Consider the following 20,096-nt stretch of genomic DNA (forward strand, 5'->3'; position numbering starts at 1 on the left):
ATGGACATCGACATGGCCGCACTGCGCGGACTCGAGCGCGAGCGCGACATCAAGCTCGAGGTGCTCGTGGACGCGATCGAGCAGGCGCTGGTGAGCGCGTACCTCAAGTCGCCCGGCGCCCACAGCCACGCGCGCGCCCACGTGGACCGCGCGACGGGCAAGGTGTCGATCTTCGCCCGCGAGGAGGTCGAGCACGACGCGGAGATCGAGGACCAGCCGGAGTTCGACGACACCCCCGAGAACTTCGGGCGCATCGCCACCGCGACGGCACGCCAGGTGATCGTCCAGCGCCTGCGTCAGGCGGGGGACGATGCGGTGCTGGGCGAGTACGCCGGCCGCGAGGGCCAGTTGGTGTCCGGCATCATCCAGCAGTCCTCGGACCCCAAGAACGTCCACGTCGACATCGGCGACGTCGAGGCGATCCTGCCCCCGCACGAGCAGGTCCCCACCGAGGTGTACGTGCACGGCGAGCGTCTCAAGGGCTACGTGCTCGACGTCTCGCGCGGCAACAAGGGCCCGTCGATCACGCTGTCGCGCACGCACCCCGGCCTGGTGCGCAAGCTGTTCGAGCTCGAGGTGCCCGAGATCGCCGACGGCACCGTCGAGATCATGAGCCTCGCCCGCGAGGCCGGCCACCGTACCAAGATCGCGGTGCGCGCCACCGTCCCCGGCGTGAACCCCAAGGGCGCGTGCATCGGCCCCATGGGTGCGCGCGTGCGCGCCGTCATGAGCGAGCTTCGCGGCGAGAAGATCGACATCATCGACTGGGACGAGGACCCCGCGACGTTCGTGGGCAACGCCCTGTCGCCGTCGCGCGTCGTCTCGGTGACCGTGGTCGACGAGGAGGCCCGCGCCGCCCGCGTCGTGGTGCCGGACTTCCACCTGTCCCTCGCGATCGGCAAGGAGGGGCAGAACGCCCGCCTCGCCGCGCGCCTCACGGGGTGGCGCATCGACATCCGTTCGGACGAGTCTCCGGACATTCCGGGCCGCGCCGGTTCGGCACATTGACCGGAGGCGCTAGACTGGACCAGCCGAGAGACCCGTCTCGCGTCGATGCGGCGCGCAACCACGCTCCTCACGAGCCGGTGCGCACCTGCGTCGGGTGTCGGGAGCGGGCCCCTCGGTCGGTCCTTGTGCGAGTGGCGCACGTGGGCGGCCGTGCGGTCGTCGACGAGCGTCGAAGCCTCCCGGGCCGGGGTGCCTGGCTGCATCCCGACGCGGAGTGCCTCGCGCTGGCGGTGAAACGCCGGGCCCTGCAGCGCGCGTTGCGCGTCGCGGAGCTCGATGTGACCGGCCTCGCGGTCGGTGATCCGGGATCGTGCCCACCCACGAGTCAGACGGGATGAAAGCCCATGGCCATCCGATGAGTACCTCGCGATGAGTACCCACCCGTAACGACGGCTCGACCCTGCCTCGGTCGAGTCGAGACAGGAGAATTGTGGCAAAGCCCCGCGTTCACGAGATCGCGAAGGAGCTCGGAATTCCGAGCAAGCAGCTGATCGCCAAGCTCAACGAGCTCGGCGAATACGTCAAGGGACCCGCCTCCACCCTGGAGGCCCCGGTCGTGCGCAAGGCGCGCGAGGCGTTCCCGGCCGACAAGGCCGGCGCCCCCGCCGCATCGTCCGGCGCCAAGCCCGCGGCGAAGCCCGCCGCCAAGCCGGGCGCGAAGCCCGGCCCCAAGCCCGGTCCCAAGGCCCCGGAGGCGTCCGCCCCCGAGCCCGCCGTCGAGGCCCCCGCGCCCGCGGCCCAGCCCGAGACCCCCGCGCGTCCCGCGGCCCGTCCCGGCGCCAAGCCCGGCGGCCGTGCCGAGGCGCCCGCGCGCCCCGCGGGCCAGCCCGGTCCGCGCACCCCGCAGGGTGGCCGCCCCGGCGCGACCCCCGGTGGCCGTCCCGGCGGCGCCGCTCAGCCCGGTCCGCGCGCCCCGCAGGGCGGCCGTCCCGGCGACCGTCGCGACCGTCCGGCCAAGCCTGCCGACGCGCAGGGCGCCCAGGGCGCCGCGGCGCCCGCGCAGGGCGAGGCCGGCAAGCCGCGTCCCAACGTGCCGCTGCCCAGCGACATGCCCCGCCCCCGGCCGCGTCCGGCGGGCAACAACCCCTTCTCCGACCGGTCGGCCGGCCCGCGTCCGCGGCCCCGTCCGGGCGGCAACAACCCGTTCCAGTCGCCGCGCCCCGGCCCGCGTCCGGGCGGCGGCGGCCGTCCCGGCGGTCCCGGTGCCGGTGGCGGCGCACGTCCCGGCGGCGCGCCCGCGGGCACCCCGGGTCGCGGCTTCGGCCCCCGTCCCGCCGGTGGTCCCGGCGGTGGCGCTCCCGGACGTCCGGGCGGCTTCGGCGGCCCTGGTGGCGCTCCCGGCGGTCGTCCGGCCCCCGGCGGCCGCGGCCGTGGCGGCGGCACCGCCGGTGCGTTCGGCCGTGCGGGCGGCAAGCCCGTCCGCGGCCGCAAGTCCAAGCGGGCGAAGCGGGCCGAGTACGAGCAGCAGCAGGCCCCGGCGATCGGCGGCGTGCAGATCCCTCGCGGTGACGGCAACACGCCGATCCGCCTGCGCCGCGGCGCGACGCTGACGGACTTCGCCGAGAAGATCGAGGTCAACCCCGCGTCGCTCGTCACCGTCCTGTTCCACCTGGGCGAGATGGCGACCGCGACGCAGTCGCTCGACGAGGACACCTTCGCGGCGCTGGGCGAGGAGCTGGGCTACAAGATCCAGATCGTGTCGCCCGAGGACGAGGACAAGGAGCTCCTCGAGGGCTTCGGCGTCGACCTCGAGGCCGAGGAGGCCGCGGAGTCGGACGAGGACCTCGAGCCCCGCGCGCCCATCGTCACCGTCATGGGTCACGTCGACCACGGAAAGACGCGCCTGCTGGACTCGATCCGCAAGGCGAACGTCATCGCGGGCGAGGCCGGCGGCATCACCCAGCACATCGGTGCGTACCAGGTGCACGCCGAGCACGAGGGCGTCGACCGTGCCATCACGTTCATCGACACCCCGGGTCACGAGGCGTTCACCGCCATGCGTGCCCGTGGTGCCAAGGTCACGGACATCGCGATCCTCGTGGTCGCGGCGGACGACGGCGTGATGCCGCAGACCATCGAGGCGCTCAACCACGCCCAGGCGGCCAACGTGCCGATCGTGGTCGCGGTGAACAAGGTGGACAAGGAGGGGGCCAACCCCGCCAAGATCCGCCAGCAGCTCACCGAGTACAACCTCGTGGCCGAGGAGTACGGCGGCGACACGATGTTCGTCGACGTCTCCGCGCTCCAGGGCAAGGGCATCGACGAGCTCCTCGAGGCCGTGCTGCTCACCGCGGACGCGGGCCTCGACCTGCGCGCCAACCCGAACAAGGACGCGCGCGGCGTGGCCGTCGAGGCCCACCTCGACAAGGGCCGCGGTGCCGTGGCGACCGTCCTGGTCAACTCCGGAACCCTGCGCGTCGGCGACGCGATCGTCGCCGGCACGGCCCACGGCCGCGTGCGTGCGATGTTCGACGAGCACGACAACCAGGTGGCGGAGGCGACCCCGGCGCGTCCGGTGCTCGTCATCGGCCTGACCTCGGTGCCCCGCGCCGGCGACACCTTCCTGGTGGCCGACGACGACCGCACCGCCCGTCAGATCGCGGAGAAGCGCGAGGCCGCCGAGCGCGCCGCCCAGCTGGCCAAGCGTCGCAAGCGCATCTCGCTCGAGGACTTCAACAAGGCCCTCGAGGAGGGCAAGGTCGAGACCCTCAACCTCATCATCAAGGGTGACGTCTCCGGTGCCGTCGAGGCGCTCGAAGACGCGCTGCTCCAGATCGACGTGGGCGACGAGGTCGACCTGCGCATCATCCACCGCGGTGTCGGTGCGGTGACGCAGAACGACGTCAACCTCGCGACGGTCGACAACGCGATCATCCTCGGCTTCAACGTGCGCCCGGCCGAGCGCGTCCAGGAGCTCGCGGACCGCGAGGGCGTGGACATGCGCTTCTACTCGGTCATCTACCGTGCGCTCGAGGACGTCGAGGCCTCGCTCAAGGGCATGCTCAAGCCCGAGTTCGAGGAGCGTCAGACCGGTGCGGCGGAGATCATGGAGATCTTCCGTTCGTCCAAGTTCGGCAACATCGCGGGCTGCCTGGTCCGCGAAGGCCTCATGAAGCGCAACGCGAAGACCAAGGTCGTCCGCAACGGCGTCGTGGTCGGCGAGCCCACGCTCGACACCCTGCGCCGCTTCAAGGACGACGTCACCGAGGTCAAGGACGGCTACGAGTGCGGTATCGGCCTGGGCAAGTTCAACGACATCCAGGTCGGTGACATCATCGAGACGTTCGAGATGGTCGAGATCCCGAGGGACTGATGGCGGACAGCGCACGCGCTCTGAAGCTCGCGGGCACGATCAAGAAGATCGTCGCCCGCGCGCTTCAGACCGAATTCACGGACCCCCGGCTGACGTTCGTCACGGTGACCGACGTTCGGGTCACCGGCGACCTTCAGCAGGCCTCGGTCTTCTACACGGTGCTGGGATCGGATGCCGATCGCGCGGACGCCGCCAGGGCGCTGGAGCGGGCCAAGGGCCGGCTCCGCTCCCTGGTGGGCGGCCAGCTGGGCATCCGGCTCACGCCGTCGCTCGAGTTCCACCTCGACGCCGTCCCCGAGACGGCGGCCTCGCTCGACCGTGCCCTCCACGAGGCGCACGTGCGGGACGAGGAGCTCAAGCGGCTGCGCGAGAACGCGCGGTACGCCGGCGAGGAGGACCCGTACCGTCACCCCGACGAGGACGAGGCCTGATGTGGGCCGTCGCGGCGGGCCCGAGCCCGTTCCCGGCCTGGTCGTAATCGACAAGCCGGCCGGTTGGACCTCGCACGACGTCGTCGCGCGGGTCCGCCGGCTGGCGGCCACCTCCAAGGTGGGCCACGCCGGCACGCTCGACCCCATGGCGACGGGTGTGCTCGTGCTGGGCATCGGCCGCGCCACCAAGCTGCTCACGTACGTCGTGGGGCACGACAAGGGCTACGACGCGACCATCCGGCTGGGCCGCACCACCGTGACGGACGATGCGGAGGGCGACCTCACCGCATCGGCCGACGCCTCGGGCGTGACCGACCAGGCCATCGCGGCCGCCGTCGCGGAGCTCACCGGCGACATCATGCAGCGGCCCTCTGCAGTCTCCGCGATCAAGATCGACGGCAAGCGCGCCTACGCGCGCGTGCGCGGCGGCGAGGACGTCGAGATCCCGGCCCGCCCCGTCACCGTGTCACGCTTCGAGATCCTCGAGATCCGCCGGGACACCCCCGAGACCGGGGACGATGCGGTGGTCGACCTGGACGTCCACGTGGACGTGTCCTCGGGCACCTACGTGCGCGCGCTCGCGCGCGACCTGGGCGAGGCCCTGGGCGTGGGTGGCCACCTCACGGCGCTGCGCCGCACCCGGGTGGGGCGCATCGGCCTGGACCGGGCGCGCACGCTCGAGGACCTGGGCGCCGTGGTCGACGGGGGAGAGGCGCTGCCGCGCGTGCCCCTCGCCGACGCCGCGGCCGCCGCGCTGCCGGTGATCGAGGTCTCCGACGCCGACGCGACCGCACTGGGCTACGGCCAGTGGATCGACGCGCCGGGGCTGGAGGGCACCGCCGTCGCGATCGCGCCCGGACCGCGGGCCGTCGCGATCGTCGATCCGAAGGGCGCCAAGGCCAAGCCCGTCGTCGTCTTCGAGCCCGCCTCGACGTAGTCGGGTGGGCGGCCACGCGGTCCGCCCGGTCCGCCCGGTCCGCCCGTCGCGGGCGCGCGCCACGCGGTTTGGAGAATACGTAACGCTTCTGTAGCGTAATCCTCGTTCCCGGCCCCCCGACGATGCGAGGACCCATGACCACCGACGCCACCCTTCCCCACGCCGCGCGTCCGGCCGACGAGATGCAGGGGCACTGGCTGCTCGCCCGCCTGGGCAAGCGCGTGCTGCGCCCCGGCGGCGTCGGTCTCACGACGCGGATGCTCGACCAGGTGGGGCTGCGGGCCGCCCGCGTGGTGGAGCTCGCGCCCGGACTGGGCCTCACGGCCCGCCTCATGCTCGACCGCGGCGTGCACCGGTACGCCGGCGTCGACGCGGATCCGGACGCCGCGCGTCGCGTGAGCGCCGTGGTGAAGGGCCGGGGCGACTGCGCCGTGGGCCAGGCGCACCAGACCGGGCTGCCGGGCGGCGAGGCCGACGTGGTGGTGGGCGAGGCGATGCTCACCATGCAGTCCGACCGCGGCAAGGGCGCGATCGTCGCGGAGGCGGTGCGGCTGCTGCGCCCCGGCGGGCGCTACGCGATCCACGAGCTCGCGCTCACGCCCGACGACCTCGACGGGGACATCACCGAGGAGATCCGCCTGGGCCTGGTGCACGCCATCCGCGTCAACGCCCGGCCCCTCACGACCGCGCAGTGGCGCGCCCTGCTCGAGAGCCACGGCCTCGAGATCGTGTGGGTGGGCCACGCGCCCATGGCGCTGCTGCAGATGCGTCGCAACCTGGTGGACGAGGGCCCGGCGCGCACGCTCCGCATCGTCCGCAACGTCCTGCGCGACGGGGACGCGCGCCGCCGCGTCCTCCACATGCGCCGCATCTTCCGCACGTACCGTGACCACCTGAGCGGCGTGGCCATCGTCGCCCGCAAGCCCGAGGAGCAGCCGTGACCGAGAACCTGTCGACCCCCACCCGTCCGTCCATGCTCGGACGGTCCGACTCGCCCGTGGTCGCGCGGCTCACCCACGTGGAGGACCTGGCCGCGCTGGTGACCGTCCAGCCCGAGTCCACGGTCTCGCGCACGGTGCTCAAGGAGGAGGGCGTGCGCATCGTCGTCTTCGCCTTCGACGCGGGCCAGGTGCTCACCGAGCACACGGCGGCCGTGCCCGTGCTCCTCGAGGTGCTCGAGGGCCGGCTCGCGATCACCGCCGACGGCCGCACGGAGGAGCTGCTGCCGGGCGCCGTCATGCACATGGGCACGCGCCTTCCGCACGCGGTCGATGCGCTCGAGCCGTCCAAGCTCGCGCTCATCATGCTCGACCCGCGATAGGGGAGATCCCGCGCGCGTCGGGCACAATGGCGGCCATGCATGTGTGGCGCTCCCTCGCGGAGGTTCCGGACCTAGGCCCGGCCGTGGTGACCCTGGGCAACTTCGACGGGGTGCACCGCGGACACCAGGCCGTCCTGCGCGAGATGGTGGCCGATGCACGGGCACGGGGGCAGGTCGCCCTCGCCATGACGTTCGATCCCCACCCCAAGGCCGTCCACGACCCCGCGCACCCGCCGGAGCTCATCACGGGACTCGACGACCGCCTCGAGCGGCTCGCCGCGACCGGCCTCGACGGGGTCCTCGTGGTGCGCTACACGCTCGACTTCGCGCGCCAGACGCCCGAGGAGTTCGTGCGCACGTATCTGGCCAAGGGCCTGCGCGCGTCCTGCGTGGTGATCGGCCGCGACGCGCGCTTCGGGCGGGGCAACGCGGGGGACATCGGCACCATGCGCGAGCTGGGCGAGCGGCTGGGCTTCGACGTGGACGTCATCACCGACGCGCGCGCGGTCTCGGACTCCGGCCGGCGCTGGTCGTCCACGTGGGTGCGCGAGCTGCTCGACTCGGGCGACCTGCGCGGCGCGACCGCGGTCCTGGGGCGCGAGCACCGCGTCCGCGGCACCGTCATCCACGGCGACGCGCGCGGGCGCGAGATCGGGTTCCCCACCGCGAACCTGGACGTCGAGTCGGGGATGATCCCGCGCCACGGCGTCTACGGCGGCTGGCTCACCGTGCTCGACCCGCGCAGCAACGGCGCGTGCGCCTCCCTGGTGGGCCACCGGATGCCCGCGGCGATCAGCCTGGGCATGAACTACACGGTCGGCGGGACGGACCTGCGCGTCGAGGCGTACGTGCTCGACCGGGACGACCTGGACCTCTACGGCGCGGAGGTCGCGCTCGACCTCGTGGAGTGGCGCCGGCCCATGCTCGACTTCGGCTCGCTCGACGCGCTCATCGACGCGCTCGACGAGGACGTCGCGTGGACCCGGGCGGCCGTCGGCGCGTAGTCCGGCGGCCGGGCGCGAAGGGCGGTCGCCCGGCGCGTGACCCAGGTCCCCGTCGGGTCCGGTGGTGGGCGGGCGATGATGACGGCATGACGCGCCAGCCGCAGCCCGCCGCTCCCGAGCCCGCCTCCGTCGACCTCGTCCGCGCCGCCGTGTGGCGCGGGGGAGCGGACGTCGAGATAGCCGACGCGCCCGCGCCGGAGCTCGCGCCCGGCGACGCGCTCGTGCGCATCGACCTCGCGACGGTGTGCGGCTCCGACCGCCACACCGCGACCGGGCGCCGGCCCGGACCCTGCCCCTCGGTGCTGGGGCACGAGGGGGTGGGTCGGGTGGTCGCCGTCGACGCGCATCGTCCCCCGGCCCGCACCGATGGGCGGACCCTCGAGGTGGGCGACCGCATCGTGTGGGGCGTCGCCGTGTCCTGCGGCGCGTGCGACCGCTGCCGCGGCGGGCTCACCGCCAAGTGCCGCGAGGTGCGCAAGGTGGGGCACGAGGCGTGGGACTCCCCGTGGCCGCTGTCCGGCACCTACGCCTCCCACATCCTGCTGCCGTCCGGCACCCCGGTCGCAGGGGTGCCCGATGCCGTCCCCGACGCGGTCGCGTCCCCGGCGGGCTGCGCGACCGCCACCGTCGCGGCCGCGATGGAGCGGGCGGGCGCGCTCACCGGGCGCCGCGTGCTGGTGACCGGCGCCGGCATGCTCGGCCTGGTCGCGGTGGCCATGGCGGCCGAGGCGGGCGCGGCGGAGGTGACCGCGATCGACCTGGATCCGGCGCGGCGCGAGGAGGCGCTCCGGTTCGGCGCCACGTCCGCGGCCGATGCGGTGCCGCCGCGCTCCGGGCTCGACGTCGCGATCGACCTCACGGGCGCGCCGGCCGTGATCGGCGCGGCCTTCGAGTCGCTCGACATCGGCGGGCGACTGGTGCTCGTGGGCTCGGTGACCCCCGCGCCGCCCGTGCCGTTCGACGCGGAGCGGATGGTGCGCCGCTGGCTCACCGTCGCGGGCGTCCACAACTACGAGCCGCGCCACCTGCAGCGCGCGGTCGACTTCCTCGCGACCACGGCGGACCGGCTTCCGTGGGCGGGCCTCGTCTCCGCGCCCCGCGGGCTCGAGGCGCTGAGCGGCATGCTGATGGACGAGCGGCCGTCCCACCCCCGTCTCGCCCTCGCCCCCTGAGGACGGGCGCCGCCGGCGACCCGTGCATCGGCCCTGGACACGAGCCGCGGGAAGTCGATCTCAAGGGGTACCCCTACCACAGTAAAGTCGTGGGCCCGAAGTCCCAAGTTCAAGCAAAGTGCTGTTTCGTGGACGTAAACCTTGGGGTGCAAATCGGACACGACGCGGGACACGGGCAGAACCGGGGGCCTATCGTGCAGGAATGGCCCAGACCGCAGAACCCCTCGTCGTCCTCGACGAGGTGAACAAGCATTTCGGCGAACTTCACGTCCTCAACAACATCAACCTTGCCGTCGCGACGGGCGAGGTGATCGTCGTCATCGGCCCCTCGGGATCCGGCAAGTCGACGCTGTGCCGGGCGATCAACCGCCTCGAGACCATCGACGACGGCTCGATCCGCATCGACGGCCAGGAGCTGCCCCAGGAGGGCAAGGCCCTGGCCGGCCTGCGCGCGGACGTCGGCATGGTCTTCCAGTCCTTCAACCTGTTCGCGCACAAGACGATCCTCGAGAACGTCACGCTCGGCCCGATCAAGGTGAAGAAGGTCGCGAAGAAGGAGGCCGAGGAGGAGGCCATGGCCCTCCTCGAGCGCGTGGGCGTCGCCAATCAGGCGCACAAGTACCCCGCGCAGCTCTCCGGCGGCCAGCAGCAGCGCGTGGCGATCGCGCGCTCGCTCGCGATGAAGCCCAAGGTGATGCTGTTCGACGAGCCCACCTCCGCGCTCGACCCGGAGATGATCAACGAGGTCCTCGACGTGATGACCTCGCTCGCGCACGAGGGCATGACCATGATCGTGGTCACCCACGAGATGGGCTTCGCGCGCAAGGCCGCGAACCGCGTGGTGTTCATGGCCGACGGCCGCATCCAGGAGGAGGCGGAGCCGGAGGAGTTCTTCACCAACCCGCAGTCCGAGCGTGCCAAGGACTTCCTGTCCAAGATCCTCACCCACTGAGTCCCCGCCGCCCGCGGGGGAGCGGGCGGTTTGCCAACAACAAGGAGAGATGCATGATGCGACGCACGATGACGATGGCCGCGCTGGGCGCGGTCGCCGCCATGACCCTGGCCGCATGTGGCTCGGACGACGGCGGCGAGGTTGCCGACGTCTCCGCGAGCGACTTCGAGGCCGGCACGACGATGGCCGCCCTCGCCGAGGCCGGAACCATCACCATCGGCACCAAGTTCGACCAGCCGCTGTTCGGCCTCAAGCCGCCGAGCGGCGACCCCGTGGGCTTCGACGTCGAGATCGGCAAGATCATCGCCGGCGAGCTCGGCATCTCGACCGACGACATCAACTGGGTCGAGACCGTCTCCGCCAACCGCGAGCCGTTCATCCAGGACGGCACCGTCGACATGGTCATCGCGACCTACACCATCAACGACACGCGCAAGGAGCTCATCTCCTTCGCCGGCCCGTACTACAACGCCGGCCAGTCGCTCATGGTGCTGTCCGACAACGACGAGATCAACGGCCCCGACGACCTCGCGGGCCAGCGCGTCTGCTCGGTCGAGGGCTCGACCCCGGCGCAGAACATCGCCGACAACTACCCCGACGCGACGCTGTCGCTCTTCGGCGCCTACACCGACTGCCTCGAGCCGCTGCGCAACGGCCAGGTCGACGTGGTCACCACCGACAACGTCATCCTCGCCGGCTACGTCGACGAGTCGGACGGCGCCTTCAAGATCGCGGGCGAGCCCTTCACGGAGGAGCCCTACGGCATCGGCGTCGAGCGCGAGGACACCGAGTTCCGCATGTGGATCAACGACGTGCTCGAGGAGATCTTCGAGGACGGCCGCTGGCTCGACGCCTGGAACGAGACCGCCGGCACCGTGCTGCCGGAGGCCACCCCGCCGAGCGTCGACCGCTACGAGGTGAGCTAGACCGGAAGGTCCAAGCCTGATTCCGTGCGGCCCTCTCGAGCCGAGGGGGCCGCACGGCACGTCCGGAGGAGTACATGGAAACCTTTATCAGCGAGTTCGGCACCATCTGGGGCGCCTTCCTCGCGACGCTGTCGCTGACGGCGTTGTCGGGAGTGCTGTCGCTCGTCCTGGGCACGGTCCTGGCGACGATGCGAGTGTCGCCGGTGGGGCCGCTGCGCAGCTTCGGCACGGCGTACGTGGAGATCGTCCGCAACACCCCGCTGACGCTCATGTTCTTCTTCTGGGTGTTCGTCGCGCCCAGCTTCGGGATCCTGTTCCCCGAGCTGGGGTTCTGGCCCGCCGTGGTCGCGCTGACCGTCTACACGAGCGCATTCGTCTGTGAGGCGTTGCGCTCGGGCATCAACTCCGTGGGGATCGGCCAGGCGGAGGCGGCGCGCAGCATCGGCCTCACCTTCGGCCAGACCCTGTCGCAGATCGTGCTGCCCCAGGCCTGGCGCACCGCCGTGCCGCCGCTCATCTCCGTGCTCATCGCGCTGACGAAGAACACCTCGGTGGCCGCCGGCTTCGCGTTCACGGAGCTGGTCGCCATCCAGCAGCGCCTCACCAACGCGCACCCGTCGGACGGCCTCTTCATCTTCTTCGGCATCGCGCTCATGTACCTGGTCATCACCATCCCGCTGGGCCTCGCCGCGGGTCAGATCGAGCGAAAGGTGGCGTTCGCACGATGAGCGGCTCGGTTCTCTACGACGCGCCCGGCCCCCGCGCCAAGCGCCTCGACAACATCCTCAACTGGACCTTCTCGGCCACCTTCGTCGCCGTGGGCGCCTGGATCATGTGGTCCTGGTACCAGCGCGGCATCTTCGACGACCGCTGGCAGGTCCTGTGGGACCCGCCGAAGGGTCAGACCGGGCTCGACGTGTGGTGGTCGCTGGGCCAGGGACTGCTCCGCACCCTCGAGGCGGCGGCCATCGCCGCCCCCATCGCGCTCGTCATCGGCGGCGCCATCGCGATCATCCGCCGGGGCGCCCAGTCGCGCCTGCTGTCCGGTCCCGCCGCGGTCACGACGGAGCTCGCCCGAGGGCTGCCCGTCCTCATGCTGATGTTCCTCGCGAAGCTGGTGTTCGGCTGGGAACCGCTGTGGTCCGTGGTGTTCGGCCTGGTGGTCTACAACGCCGCGGTCGTGGCGGAGATCCTGCGCGCCGGCCTCGCGGCGCTGCCCAAGGGCCAGCGCGAGGCGGGTCTGAGCATCGGCCTGTCGCCCATGCGCACCACGCTGCTCATCGAGCTGCCCCAGGCCGTGCGCATCATGCTGCCGGCCCTGGTCAGCCAGATCGTGGTGCTGCTCAAGGACACCTCGCTGGGGTACATCGTCGCCTACCCGGAGCTGCTGCGGACCATCAAGTCCAACCGCGACTTCTTCGGCGACCGCTACCTCATCCCGCTGTTCCTCGTGGGCGCGATCATCTACATCCTCATCAACCTGGTGGTCTCCCGCATGGCGACCACGGTGGAGCGCCGCATCCGCGAACGCGGCGCCGGCGAGGCCGAGCCCCCGGAGATCGGGCCCACCGGCCCCATCCCGCAGTCGGGCGTGGGCGGTCCGGCCCGCGAGGAGGGCGCCCACGCGGGCGACCCGCTGTTCGGCAGGGGCCGTCCCGCGTCCACGCAGGTCCCCACGCGTGACCTACGGCCCGGCGACGTCGAGGAGCAGCGCCGCCTGGTCGAGCGCGAGGAGCGCCGACGCGAGGAGCAGCGCCACCAGTGGGAGAAGTGGGACCGCTTCAACCCGCGTCGCGACAACGACGAGGACGACGAGAAGTAGCGTCTGCCCCACACGCAAGGAGGGCCGCCCCGCGCGCGATGCGCGGGGCGGCCCTCCTCGTTGGCGCTCGGGTTGTCAGACCGCGGCGGGGCGGCCCTCCTCGTTGGCGCTCGGGTTGTCAGACGCGGCGGCGCGTCCGTCAGACGCGGCGGCGCGTCCGTCAGACCGCGGCCGGCTCCGCGGTCAGCAGCGGAGCGATGTCCGCGAGCGAGTCGAGCACGTGGTGCGCGCCCGCGGCCTCGAGCGTGGCGCGCGACACGTCGCCCGTGGTGACGCCGATGACCACGCCCGCGCGGGCGTTGAGGCCCGACTTCACGTCCGCGATGGTGTCGCCCGCGACCAGGACCTCGGCGGCGTCGTGGATGCCGGCGGCCTCCATCGCACGGTAGATGAGATAGGGCGCGGGACGACCGGTGGGGACGTGGTCCGTGCAGAACCAGCCGTCGATCACGTCGTCGCCGTCCCAGCCCAGGCCGGCGAGCAGCGACTCGACCACGGGGATCTTGAAGCCGGTCGTGAGGTAGACCTGACCGCCCGCGGCGTGGACGGCGTCGAACGCCTCGCGGACGCCGGCGAGGGCGCGGGGCGCGACCTCGGTGTACTTGCGGGTGAGGCGCTCGGAGAAGTCCTTGAACGCGGCGGCGACGCGGTCGGCATCGGGGGTCTGGCCGCCCAGTTCCATGAGGCCCCAGATGGCCTCCTCCTTGTCGCGGCCCATCCAGGTCTCGAGGTCGGCCGCGGCGACGGTCGCGCCGGTGGCCTCGACGGCCTCCCGGAGCGCGACGTACACGAGGCCCTGCTCGTCGATGGTGGTGCCGGCCATGTCGAAGACGGCGAGTCGGATCATGGGTCTCTCCTTGATGTCAGGATGCGGCGCCGCGGGTGAGCGGCACGGGATTGTGGCTCGAGTTCTCGATGAGGAAGCTCGTGAGCCCGGGGAGGTAGCGGTCGTCCGCGGCCTCGACCGCGCGTCCGTCCGGGGTGTAGGAGACGCGGCGCTCGCGCAGCAGCGGGGAGCCGACGGGGACGCCCAGGTGTGCGGCGTCGGTCGCGTCCGCGCCGATCGCGTCGATCTCGTGGCGGGCCCGCACGAAGTGCAGGCCGTGACCGCGCAGCGTGTCGAAGATCGACGCCGAGTCGAGGTCCTGGTCGAGCAGCAGTCGTCCGGCCTCCCAGATGAAGGTGGCGCGCTCGAGCATGGTGACGACGCCGTCCGCCGTGCGCACGCGGAGGACCTGGACCACGGGGTCGCCCGGCTCGCAGTCGAGCCGACCCGCGGCGATGGCGTCCGCGGGGCGCCGGGCGAGCTCCACGGTCCGCTGGCCGGGCGTGCGGCCGGTCGCGCGCGTCCACTCCGTGAACGACAGGAACGCATCGAAGGGCTGGGGGACCGCGCCGTCGAGCACGACGGCCTGGCGGCCCTGCCCGCCGGAGATCAGCCCCGCGGTGCGCAGGGCGGCGAGGGCCTGGCGCACGGGTCCCCGCGACACCCCGAACTCCTCGCGCAGGCTCGCCTCCGACGGCACCCGGTCGCCCGGCGCCCATTCGCCGGAGACGATGCGCCGCTGCAGCTCGAGGCGCAGGCGTTCGTGGATCGGGGAGGCGGGAGTCACGCACTTCACTATACAAGTGGAGCGGTGCGTGCCGGCGGCTCCGTGCGGGGTCGCGGTGAATATCTGGTGAACGACAAGTGAAGTTGTATAGATAAGTGGCGCCGGGGCGTGGGGCGTCGCCCACCATGGACCCATGGACACCACTCAGCACTATGACCTGGCCGTCGTCGGGGCCGGTATCCTGGGCCTCGCCCACGCGTACGCCGCGCACCAGCGGGGGCTGCGCGTCGTCGTCCTCGACCGCGACCACCACCTGGTGGGCGCGTCCGTGCGGAACTTCGGGCACGCGTCGATCACCGCCCAGGAGGGGGAGCTGCTCGAGCTGGGCCGGGCCGGCCGCGCGCGGTGGCTCGAGGTCGCGGGCGCGACCGGCATCTACGCGGCGGCCGCGGGCACGCTTGTGGTGGCGCGCACCGCCGCCGAGCGCGCCCTGGTCGAGGAGCTGCACGCCGCCCGCGGGGACGACGAGGTCGAGCTGCTCGACCCCGCCGCGATGGCCGCGCGCCTCGCCCACGAGGAGGGCGCGCCCGGCGCCTCGCACGGCGGGGCCTTCCTCCCCGCGGACCTGCGCGTCGACCCCCGCGAGGCGGCGCCCGCGATCGCGCGCTGGCTCGAGGGGCAGGGCGTCGAGTTCCGCTGGGCCACCTCGGTGCTGGGCCTGGGCGACGGCGTCGTCCGCACCACCCGAGGCGACCTCCGCGCGGACCGCACCGTCGTGTGCGTCGGCCACGACATCGACTACCTCCTGCCCGACGTCGCCGCCGAGGGTGCGGTGGAGCGCTGCACCCTCGCGGTCGTCACGGTCGACGCGCCGCGCGGCTTCGCGGCCCAGGCGGGCATCCTCACCTCGACCTCGATGACGCGCTACGACGCGTTCACCTCCCAGCCCTCCGCGGCCGCCGTGCGCACGGAGGTCGAGGGGCGCGCGCCCGAGCTGCTCGAAATCGGCGCCAACGTCATGATGACGTGGCGCCCCGACGGCAGCCTCGTCGTGGGAGACACCCACGAGTACGGGCCCTCGGCGGATCCGTTCGTCTCCGAGCGGGCCATCGCGCTCGTCCTCGAGGAGGCCGCGGCCGTGCTCGGCGTGGATGCGCTGCGCGTCCGCGACCGCTGGCAGGGCGTGTACGCGTCCTCGCCCCGGCAGCCGGTGCTCGTCCGCACCCCGATGCCCGACGTGACGGTCGTCTCCGTCACCACGGGCGTCGGCATGACCACCTCGTTCGGCCTCGGTGAGCGCACCGTGGCCGCCTGGGGCGCATGAGCGCGCCCGGGCCCACCACTCGAACCCTAGGAGCACCCATGCTCGACGACACCCCCGTCCTCCTCACCCCCGGACCGCTCACCACCTCGGAGCGCACCCGCGCCGCCGCCACCCGCGACCACGGCTCGTGGGACGCGGACTTCGGCCGCCTCACCCGGGACGTGTGCGACCGCCTGCTGCGCATCGTCGGCGACCCGGCCGACGCGGTCTGCGTGCCCATGCAGGGCTCGGGCACCTTCTCCGTCGAGGCCGCCGTGCGGACGCTCGTCGGCCCGGGGGAGGGGATCCTGGTGCTCGCCAACGGCGCGTACGGGGAGCGCCTCGCGACGCTCGCCCGCATGGCCGGCCGCCGCGTCGAGGTGCTCCGCACCGCCACCGACACGCCGCCGGCCCCGGCGGACGTGGCCGCCGCGCTCGACGCCGACCCCGGCCTGGGCGTCGTCGCCGTCATCCACTGCGAGACCACCACGGGACTGCTCAACCCGGTCGAGACGATCGCGGACGTGGCGCACGCGCGCGGCCGCCGCGTCATCATCGACGCGATGAGCTCCTTCGCGGTGGTCGACGTGCCGCTCGCGCACCCCGCCGTCGACGCGGTCGTCGCGGCCTCCGGCAAGGGCCTCGAGGCGCTGCCCGGCGTGGGCTTCGTGTTCCTGTCCTCTCACGCGGTCGAGACCCGCCGCGGCCGGTGCGACTCGCACTCGCTCGACCTCATCGCGCAGCACGACTACCTGGTCGCGCACGGCCGCTGGCGCTTCACCCCGCCCACCCACGTGGTCGCGTCCCTGCGCGAGGCGCTCCTCCAGTACGAGGAGGAGGGCGGCCGCGAGGCCCGCCACGCGCGCTATCGGGCCAACTCGGACGCGCTCGTCGAGGGGATGGAGGCGCTGGGACTCCGCCTGTACCTCCCGGAGGAGCTGCGCACCCCGATCATCCATACCTTCTACGCCCCCGAGGTCGCCGACTGGAGCTTCCCCCGCTTCTACGACGCCGTCCGCGCGCGCGGCTTCATCCTGTACCCGGGCAAGCTCACGGACGAGGAGACCTTCCGCGTCGGCTGCATCGGCGCGATCGACGCGGACACGATCCGTGAGGCGGTCGCGGCCGTCGCGGAGGCCTTCGCAGAGCTCGGCTACGCGCCCGTCCCCGCCACCGCCTGACTGCCGCTCCGACGCCCGCCCGGCCCGCGCATCGGCCCCGGGCGGGCGTCCCCGGAACGGCCGCCCCCGTCCCGTCGCGGACAGGGGCGGCCGTCCTGTATGCTTGGACGTCGCCGTAAGAACGGCCGCGGATCGTAGAGCCCCGGAGAACAGGCCCGGGCGCGCCGCGCAACAACCTAGGGAGACACCATGTCGCTCGACGTCGCAACCAAGAAGTCCATCATGGCCGAGTACGGCACCGGCGAGGGTGACACCGGTTCGCCCGAGGTCCAGATCGCGCTGCTGTCGCGTCGCATCTCCGACCTGACCGAGCACCTCAAGGAGCACAAGCACGACCACCACTCGCGTCGTGGCCTCCTCCTGCTCGTCGGCCGCCGCCGCAACCTGCTCAACTACCTCCAGCGCGTGGACATCAACCGCTACCGCTCGCTGATCGAGCGTCTGGGCCTGCGCCGCTAAGCGCAGCCCGTCCGCGTTCGCCCGGTCGCGCCTCCTCGGAGTCGCAGCGACCGGGCTTTCGCGTATCCGGGGACGATGCGCCGGCCGGCTCCCGTACGCCCCGCGCGCCGCGCGCGGGGCCCGGAACCCCGGCATCGTCCCCGGTGACTGATACCATGAGGGCGGCTCGGACATCCGGGCCGACCAACACAACCTGGCAGGCCAGCCGGATGCTGATCCTCGGTGGTGATGGGCAGAACCTCCGCAGGTGCGGACCGTTCTGAGCATTTCGACTGACGATCAGTCTCAGTGGCGAGAGCCATATCCGCCTGCCTGCCTCGAATAGGCAAGGAGCAACTCCGCATGGAGGGTCCTGAGATCACTTTCGCCGAAGCCACGATCGACAACGGTCGCTTCGGCACCCGCACCGTCCGGTTCGAGACGGGTCGCCTCGCCAAGCAGGCCGCCGGCTCCGCCGCGGCCTACCTCGACGGCGAGACGATGCTGCTGTCGGCCACCACCGCGGGCAAGTCCCCGCGCGACGGCTTCGACTTCTTCCCCCTGACCGTCGACGTCGAGGAGCGCCAGTACGCCGCCGGCAAGATCCCCGGCTCGTTCTTCCGCCGCGAGGGCCGTCCCACCACGGACGCCATCCTCACGTGTCGCCTGATCGACCGTCCGCTGCGTCCGTCCTTCGTGTCGGGCCTGCGCAACGAGATCCAGGTGGTCGTGGACGTCCTCGCGATCCACCCCGACGACCAGTACGACGTCATCGCGATCAACGCCGCGTCGATGTCCACCCAGCTCGCCGGCCTGCCCTTCTCGGGCCCCATCGGCGGCGTGCGCATCGCGCTCATCGACGGCCAGTGGGTGTGCTTCCCCCGCTACTCCGAGATGGAGCGCGCGGTGTTCGACATGGTCGTCGCCGGCCGTGTCGTGGGTGACGACGTCGCGATCATGATGGTCGAGGCCGAGGCCACCGACGACGCCTTCAACCTCATCTCCGAGGGCGCCCAGGCGCCCACCGAGACCGTCGTAGCCGAGGGCCTCGAGGCCGCCAAGCCCTTCATCCGCGCGCTGTGCGAGGCGCAGGCGAAGGTCGCCGACCAGGCCGCCAAGGAGACCGCGGAGTTCCCGCGCTTCCTCGACTACCAGGACGACGTGTTCGCCGCCGTCGCGCCCGCCATCGAGGGCGACCTCGCCGAGGCGCTCCAGATCGCCGACAAGCAGACCCGCGAGTCGCGCCTGGACGAGATCAAGGCCGGCGCGCTGGAGAAGTTCGCCCCCGAGTTCGAGGGCCGCGAGAAGGAGATCTCCTCGGTGGTCCGCTCGGTCACCAAGCAGACCATCCGTCAGCGCATCCTCAAGGACGGCGTCCGCATCGACGGCCGCGGCCTCAAGGACATCCGTCCCCTCTCGGCCGAGGTTGCCGTGGTGCCCCGCGTGCACGGCTCGGCGCTGTTCGAGCGCGGTGAGACCCAGATCATGGGCATCACCACGCTGAACATGCTCAAGATGGAGCAGCAGATCGACTCGTTCTCGCCCGAGACGCACAAGCGCTACATGCACCACTACAACTTCCCGCCGTTCTCGACCGGCGAGACCGGCCGCGTGGGCAGCCCCAAGCGCCGCGAGATCGGCCACGGCGCGCTCGCCGAGCGTGCGCTCGTGCCGGTGCTCCCGTCGCGCGAGGACTTCCCCTACGCGATCCGTCAGGTGTCCGAGGCGCTCGGCTCGAACGGCTCGACCTCGATGGGCTCCGTGTGCGCCTCGACGCTCGCGCTGCTCAACGCCGGTGTCCCGCTGCGCGACCGCGTGGCCGGCATCGCCATGGGCCTCGTGTCCGACACGGTCGACGGCGAGACCCGCTACGCGGCGCTCACCGACATCCTGGGCGCGGAGGACGCGTTCGGCGACATGGACTTCAAGGTCGCCGGTACCCGTGACTTCGTCACCGCCATCCAGCTCGACACCAAGCTCGACGGCATCCCCGCCTCGGTCCTGGCCGGCGCGCTCCAGCAGGCGTACGACGCCCGCGTCCACATCCTGGGCGTGATGGAGCAGGCCATCGTCGAGCCCGACGAGATGAGCCCCCACGCCCCGCGCGTGATCTCGGTGCGCATCCCCGTCGACAAGATCGGCGAGGTCATCGGCCCCAAGGGCAAGATGATCAACCAGATCCAGGACGACACGGGCGCCGACATCTCGATCGAGGACGACGGCACCGTGTACATCGGCGCCACCGATGGCCCGTCCGCCGAGGCCGCGCGCGCGGCGATCAACGCGATCGCCAACCCGCACGTGCCCGAGGTGGGCGAGCGCTTCGTCGGCACCGTGGTGAAGACCGTCGCCTTCGGCGCCTTCATCTCGCTCACCCCCGGCAAGGACGGCCTGCTGCACATCTCGCAGATCCGCAAGCTCGTGGGCGGCAAGCGCGTCGAGAACGTCGAGGACGTCCTGGGCGTCGGCCAGAAGATCCAGGTCGAGATCACCGAGGTCGACCCGCGCGGCAAGCTCTCGCTCGGCGTCGTCGAGGAGGCCGGCTCGGAGGGCTCGTCCGAGTCCGCCGACGAGGAGTCCGTCGAGGCGTAAGGCTCTCAGCGTCACGTCCGCAGGGGCGGTCCCGGTGCGCCGGGGCCGCCCCTGCGGCGTTTCACCACCCGTCGCCCCAGCCCACCCAACCCGCACGTCGGACCGTGCCGCGCATCGTCCGACATGCGGGTCGGTGGCGACCT

The 20,096-nt window shown here is 72.4% G+C and carries 19 protein-coding genes; 17 read left to right on the plus strand and 2 right to left on the minus strand.

The window, feature by feature from the left end:
• From nusA to AOM03_RS00650, 13 genes are all read left to right on the plus strand, one after another.
• Positions 1–1,008 (plus strand): transcription termination factor NusA, encoded by a 1,008-nt coding sequence (gene nusA, locus AOM03_RS00595; RefSeq protein WP_062377244.1) that lies wholly within the window; start codon positions 1–3, stop codon positions 1,006–1,008.
• Between the two features lie 140 nt (positions 1,009–1,148).
• Positions 1,149–1,346 (plus strand): YlxR family protein, encoded by a 198-nt coding sequence (locus AOM03_RS13120; RefSeq protein WP_369345443.1) that lies wholly within the window; start codon positions 1,149–1,151, stop codon positions 1,344–1,346.
• A gap of 92 nt (positions 1,347–1,438) precedes the next feature.
• Positions 1,439–4,321, plus strand: coding sequence for a translation initiation factor IF-2 (gene infB / locus AOM03_RS00600; protein WP_062377246.1), 2,883 nt, complete (start codon positions 1,439–1,441; stop codon positions 4,319–4,321).
• A complete protein-coding gene (gene rbfA / locus AOM03_RS12930; protein ID WP_062377248.1) occupies positions 4,321–4,752 on the plus strand; it encodes a 30S ribosome-binding factor RbfA in 432 nt (143 codons plus the stop codon). The genes infB and rbfA overlap by 1 nt, the downstream gene beginning before the upstream one ends.
• 1 nt (position 4,753) lies before the next feature.
• Positions 4,754–5,689, plus strand: coding sequence for a tRNA pseudouridine(55) synthase TruB (gene truB, locus AOM03_RS00610; RefSeq protein WP_062377251.1), 936 nt, complete (start codon positions 4,754–4,756; stop codon positions 5,687–5,689).
• A gap of 134 nt (positions 5,690–5,823) precedes the next feature.
• Positions 5,824–6,630, plus strand: a complete 807-nt coding sequence (locus AOM03_RS00615; RefSeq protein WP_062377253.1) for a class I SAM-dependent methyltransferase — start codon at positions 5,824–5,826, stop codon at positions 6,628–6,630.
• On the plus strand, positions 6,627–7,010 hold the full coding sequence (locus AOM03_RS00620) for a cupin domain-containing protein (RefSeq protein WP_227589830.1): 384 nt from the start codon (positions 6,627–6,629) through the stop codon (positions 7,008–7,010). Before AOM03_RS00615 ends, AOM03_RS00620 begins: the two co-directional genes overlap by 4 nt.
• Positions 7,011–7,045: 35 nt before the next feature.
• Positions 7,046–8,014, plus strand: coding sequence for a bifunctional riboflavin kinase/FAD synthetase (locus AOM03_RS00625; RefSeq protein WP_062377255.1), 969 nt, complete (start codon positions 7,046–7,048; stop codon positions 8,012–8,014).
• 86 nt (positions 8,015–8,100) lie between these two features.
• On the plus strand, positions 8,101–9,186 hold the full coding sequence (locus tag AOM03_RS00630; protein ID WP_062377257.1) for a zinc-binding dehydrogenase: 1,086 nt from the start codon (positions 8,101–8,103) through the stop codon (positions 9,184–9,186).
• A gap of 202 nt (positions 9,187–9,388) precedes the next feature.
• On the plus strand, positions 9,389–10,138 hold the full coding sequence (locus tag AOM03_RS00635) for an amino acid ABC transporter ATP-binding protein (protein WP_062377259.1): 750 nt from the start codon (positions 9,389–9,391) through the stop codon (positions 10,136–10,138).
• Between the two features lie 53 nt (positions 10,139–10,191).
• The gene (locus tag AOM03_RS00640; protein ID WP_062377261.1) at positions 10,192–11,064 is read left to right on the plus strand and encodes a glutamate ABC transporter substrate-binding protein; all 873 of its coding nucleotides are present in this window, start codon (positions 10,192–10,194) and stop codon (positions 11,062–11,064) included.
• Between the two features lie 74 nt (positions 11,065–11,138).
• The gene (locus AOM03_RS00645) at positions 11,139–11,792 is read left to right on the plus strand and encodes an amino acid ABC transporter permease (protein ID WP_062377263.1); all 654 of its coding nucleotides are present in this window, start codon (positions 11,139–11,141) and stop codon (positions 11,790–11,792) included.
• Positions 11,789–12,886, plus strand: a complete 1,098-nt coding sequence (locus tag AOM03_RS00650; protein WP_156157559.1) for an amino acid ABC transporter permease — start codon at positions 11,789–11,791, stop codon at positions 12,884–12,886. Before AOM03_RS00645 ends, AOM03_RS00650 begins: the two co-directional genes overlap by 4 nt.
• A gap of 160 nt (positions 12,887–13,046) precedes the next feature.
• On the opposite strand, the gene AOM03_RS00655 is transcribed toward AOM03_RS00650, so the two are convergent.
• Together AOM03_RS00655 and AOM03_RS00660 are read right to left on the minus strand one after the other, a co-directional pair.
• A complete protein-coding gene (locus AOM03_RS00655) occupies positions 13,047–13,733 on the minus strand; it encodes a phosphonatase-like hydrolase (RefSeq protein WP_062377269.1) in 687 nt (228 codons plus the stop codon).
• A gap of 16 nt (positions 13,734–13,749) precedes the next feature.
• Positions 13,750–14,499 (minus strand): GntR family transcriptional regulator, encoded by a 750-nt coding sequence (locus AOM03_RS00660; RefSeq protein ID WP_062377272.1) that lies wholly within the window; start codon positions 14,497–14,499, stop codon positions 13,750–13,752.
• A gap of 133 nt (positions 14,500–14,632) precedes the next feature.
• Here AOM03_RS00660 and AOM03_RS00665 point away from each other — a divergent pair, with 133 nt between their 5' ends.
• The 4 genes from AOM03_RS00665 (at position 14,633) to AOM03_RS00680 (ending at position 19,953) form a co-directional block, all read left to right on the plus strand.
• The gene (locus AOM03_RS00665) at positions 14,633–15,763 is read left to right on the plus strand and encodes a TIGR03364 family FAD-dependent oxidoreductase (RefSeq protein ID WP_062377274.1); all 1,131 of its coding nucleotides are present in this window, start codon (positions 14,633–14,635) and stop codon (positions 15,761–15,763) included.
• A 38-nt stretch (positions 15,764–15,801) separates the two neighbouring features.
• On the plus strand, positions 15,802–16,923 hold the full coding sequence (locus tag AOM03_RS00670; protein WP_062377276.1) for a 2-aminoethylphosphonate--pyruvate transaminase: 1,122 nt from the start codon (positions 15,802–15,804) through the stop codon (positions 16,921–16,923).
• A gap of 189 nt (positions 16,924–17,112) precedes the next feature.
• Entirely contained in the window at positions 17,113–17,382 is a 270-nt protein-coding gene (rpsO, locus tag AOM03_RS00675; protein WP_062377278.1) for a 30S ribosomal protein S15, read from the plus strand.
• A gap of 342 nt (positions 17,383–17,724) precedes the next feature.
• Positions 17,725–19,953 (plus strand): polyribonucleotide nucleotidyltransferase, encoded by a 2,229-nt coding sequence (locus tag AOM03_RS00680; protein ID WP_062377280.1) that lies wholly within the window; start codon positions 17,725–17,727, stop codon positions 19,951–19,953.
• Positions 19,954–20,096: the final 143 nt, after the last annotated feature.

Origin of the sequence: Demequina pelophila (genome assembly GCF_000971175.1) — a bacterium.
Lineage (GTDB): Bacteria > Actinomycetota > Actinomycetes > Actinomycetales > Demequinaceae > Demequina > Demequina pelophila.

Bases quoted from the DNA above. Each gene is read 5' to 3' on its own strand.
- nusA (WP_062377244.1), top strand. From the start codon at position 1: ATGGACATCGACATGGCCGCACTGCGCGGACTCGAGCGCGAGCGCGAC.
- rbfA (WP_062377248.1), top strand. From the start codon at position 4,321: ATGGCGGACAGCGCACGCGCTCTGAAGCTCGCGGGCACGATCAAGAAG.
- AOM03_RS00615 (WP_062377253.1), top strand. From the start codon at position 5,824: ATGACCACCGACGCCACCCTTCCCCACGCCGCGCGTCCGGCCGACGAG.
- AOM03_RS00625 (WP_062377255.1), top strand. From the start codon at position 7,046: ATGCATGTGTGGCGCTCCCTCGCGGAGGTTCCGGACCTAGGCCCGGCC.
- AOM03_RS00630 (WP_062377257.1), top strand. From the start codon at position 8,101: ATGACGCGCCAGCCGCAGCCCGCCGCTCCCGAGCCCGCCTCCGTCGAC.
- AOM03_RS00635 (WP_062377259.1), top strand. From the start codon at position 9,389: ATGGCCCAGACCGCAGAACCCCTCGTCGTCCTCGACGAGGTGAACAAG.
- AOM03_RS00640 (WP_062377261.1), top strand. From the start codon at position 10,192: ATGATGCGACGCACGATGACGATGGCCGCGCTGGGCGCGGTCGCCGCC.
- AOM03_RS00645 (WP_062377263.1), top strand. From the start codon at position 11,139: ATGGAAACCTTTATCAGCGAGTTCGGCACCATCTGGGGCGCCTTCCTC.
- AOM03_RS00650 (WP_156157559.1), top strand. From the start codon at position 11,789: ATGAGCGGCTCGGTTCTCTACGACGCGCCCGGCCCCCGCGCCAAGCGC.
- AOM03_RS00655 (WP_062377269.1), bottom strand. From the start codon at position 13,733: ATGATCCGACTCGCCGTCTTCGACATGGCCGGCACCACCATCGACGAG.
- AOM03_RS00665 (WP_062377274.1), top strand. From the start codon at position 14,633: ATGGACACCACTCAGCACTATGACCTGGCCGTCGTCGGGGCCGGTATC.
- AOM03_RS00670 (WP_062377276.1), top strand. From the start codon at position 15,802: ATGCTCGACGACACCCCCGTCCTCCTCACCCCCGGACCGCTCACCACC.
- rpsO (WP_062377278.1), top strand. From the start codon at position 17,113: ATGTCGCTCGACGTCGCAACCAAGAAGTCCATCATGGCCGAGTACGGC.
- AOM03_RS00680 (WP_062377280.1), top strand. From the start codon at position 17,725: ATGGAGGGTCCTGAGATCACTTTCGCCGAAGCCACGATCGACAACGGT.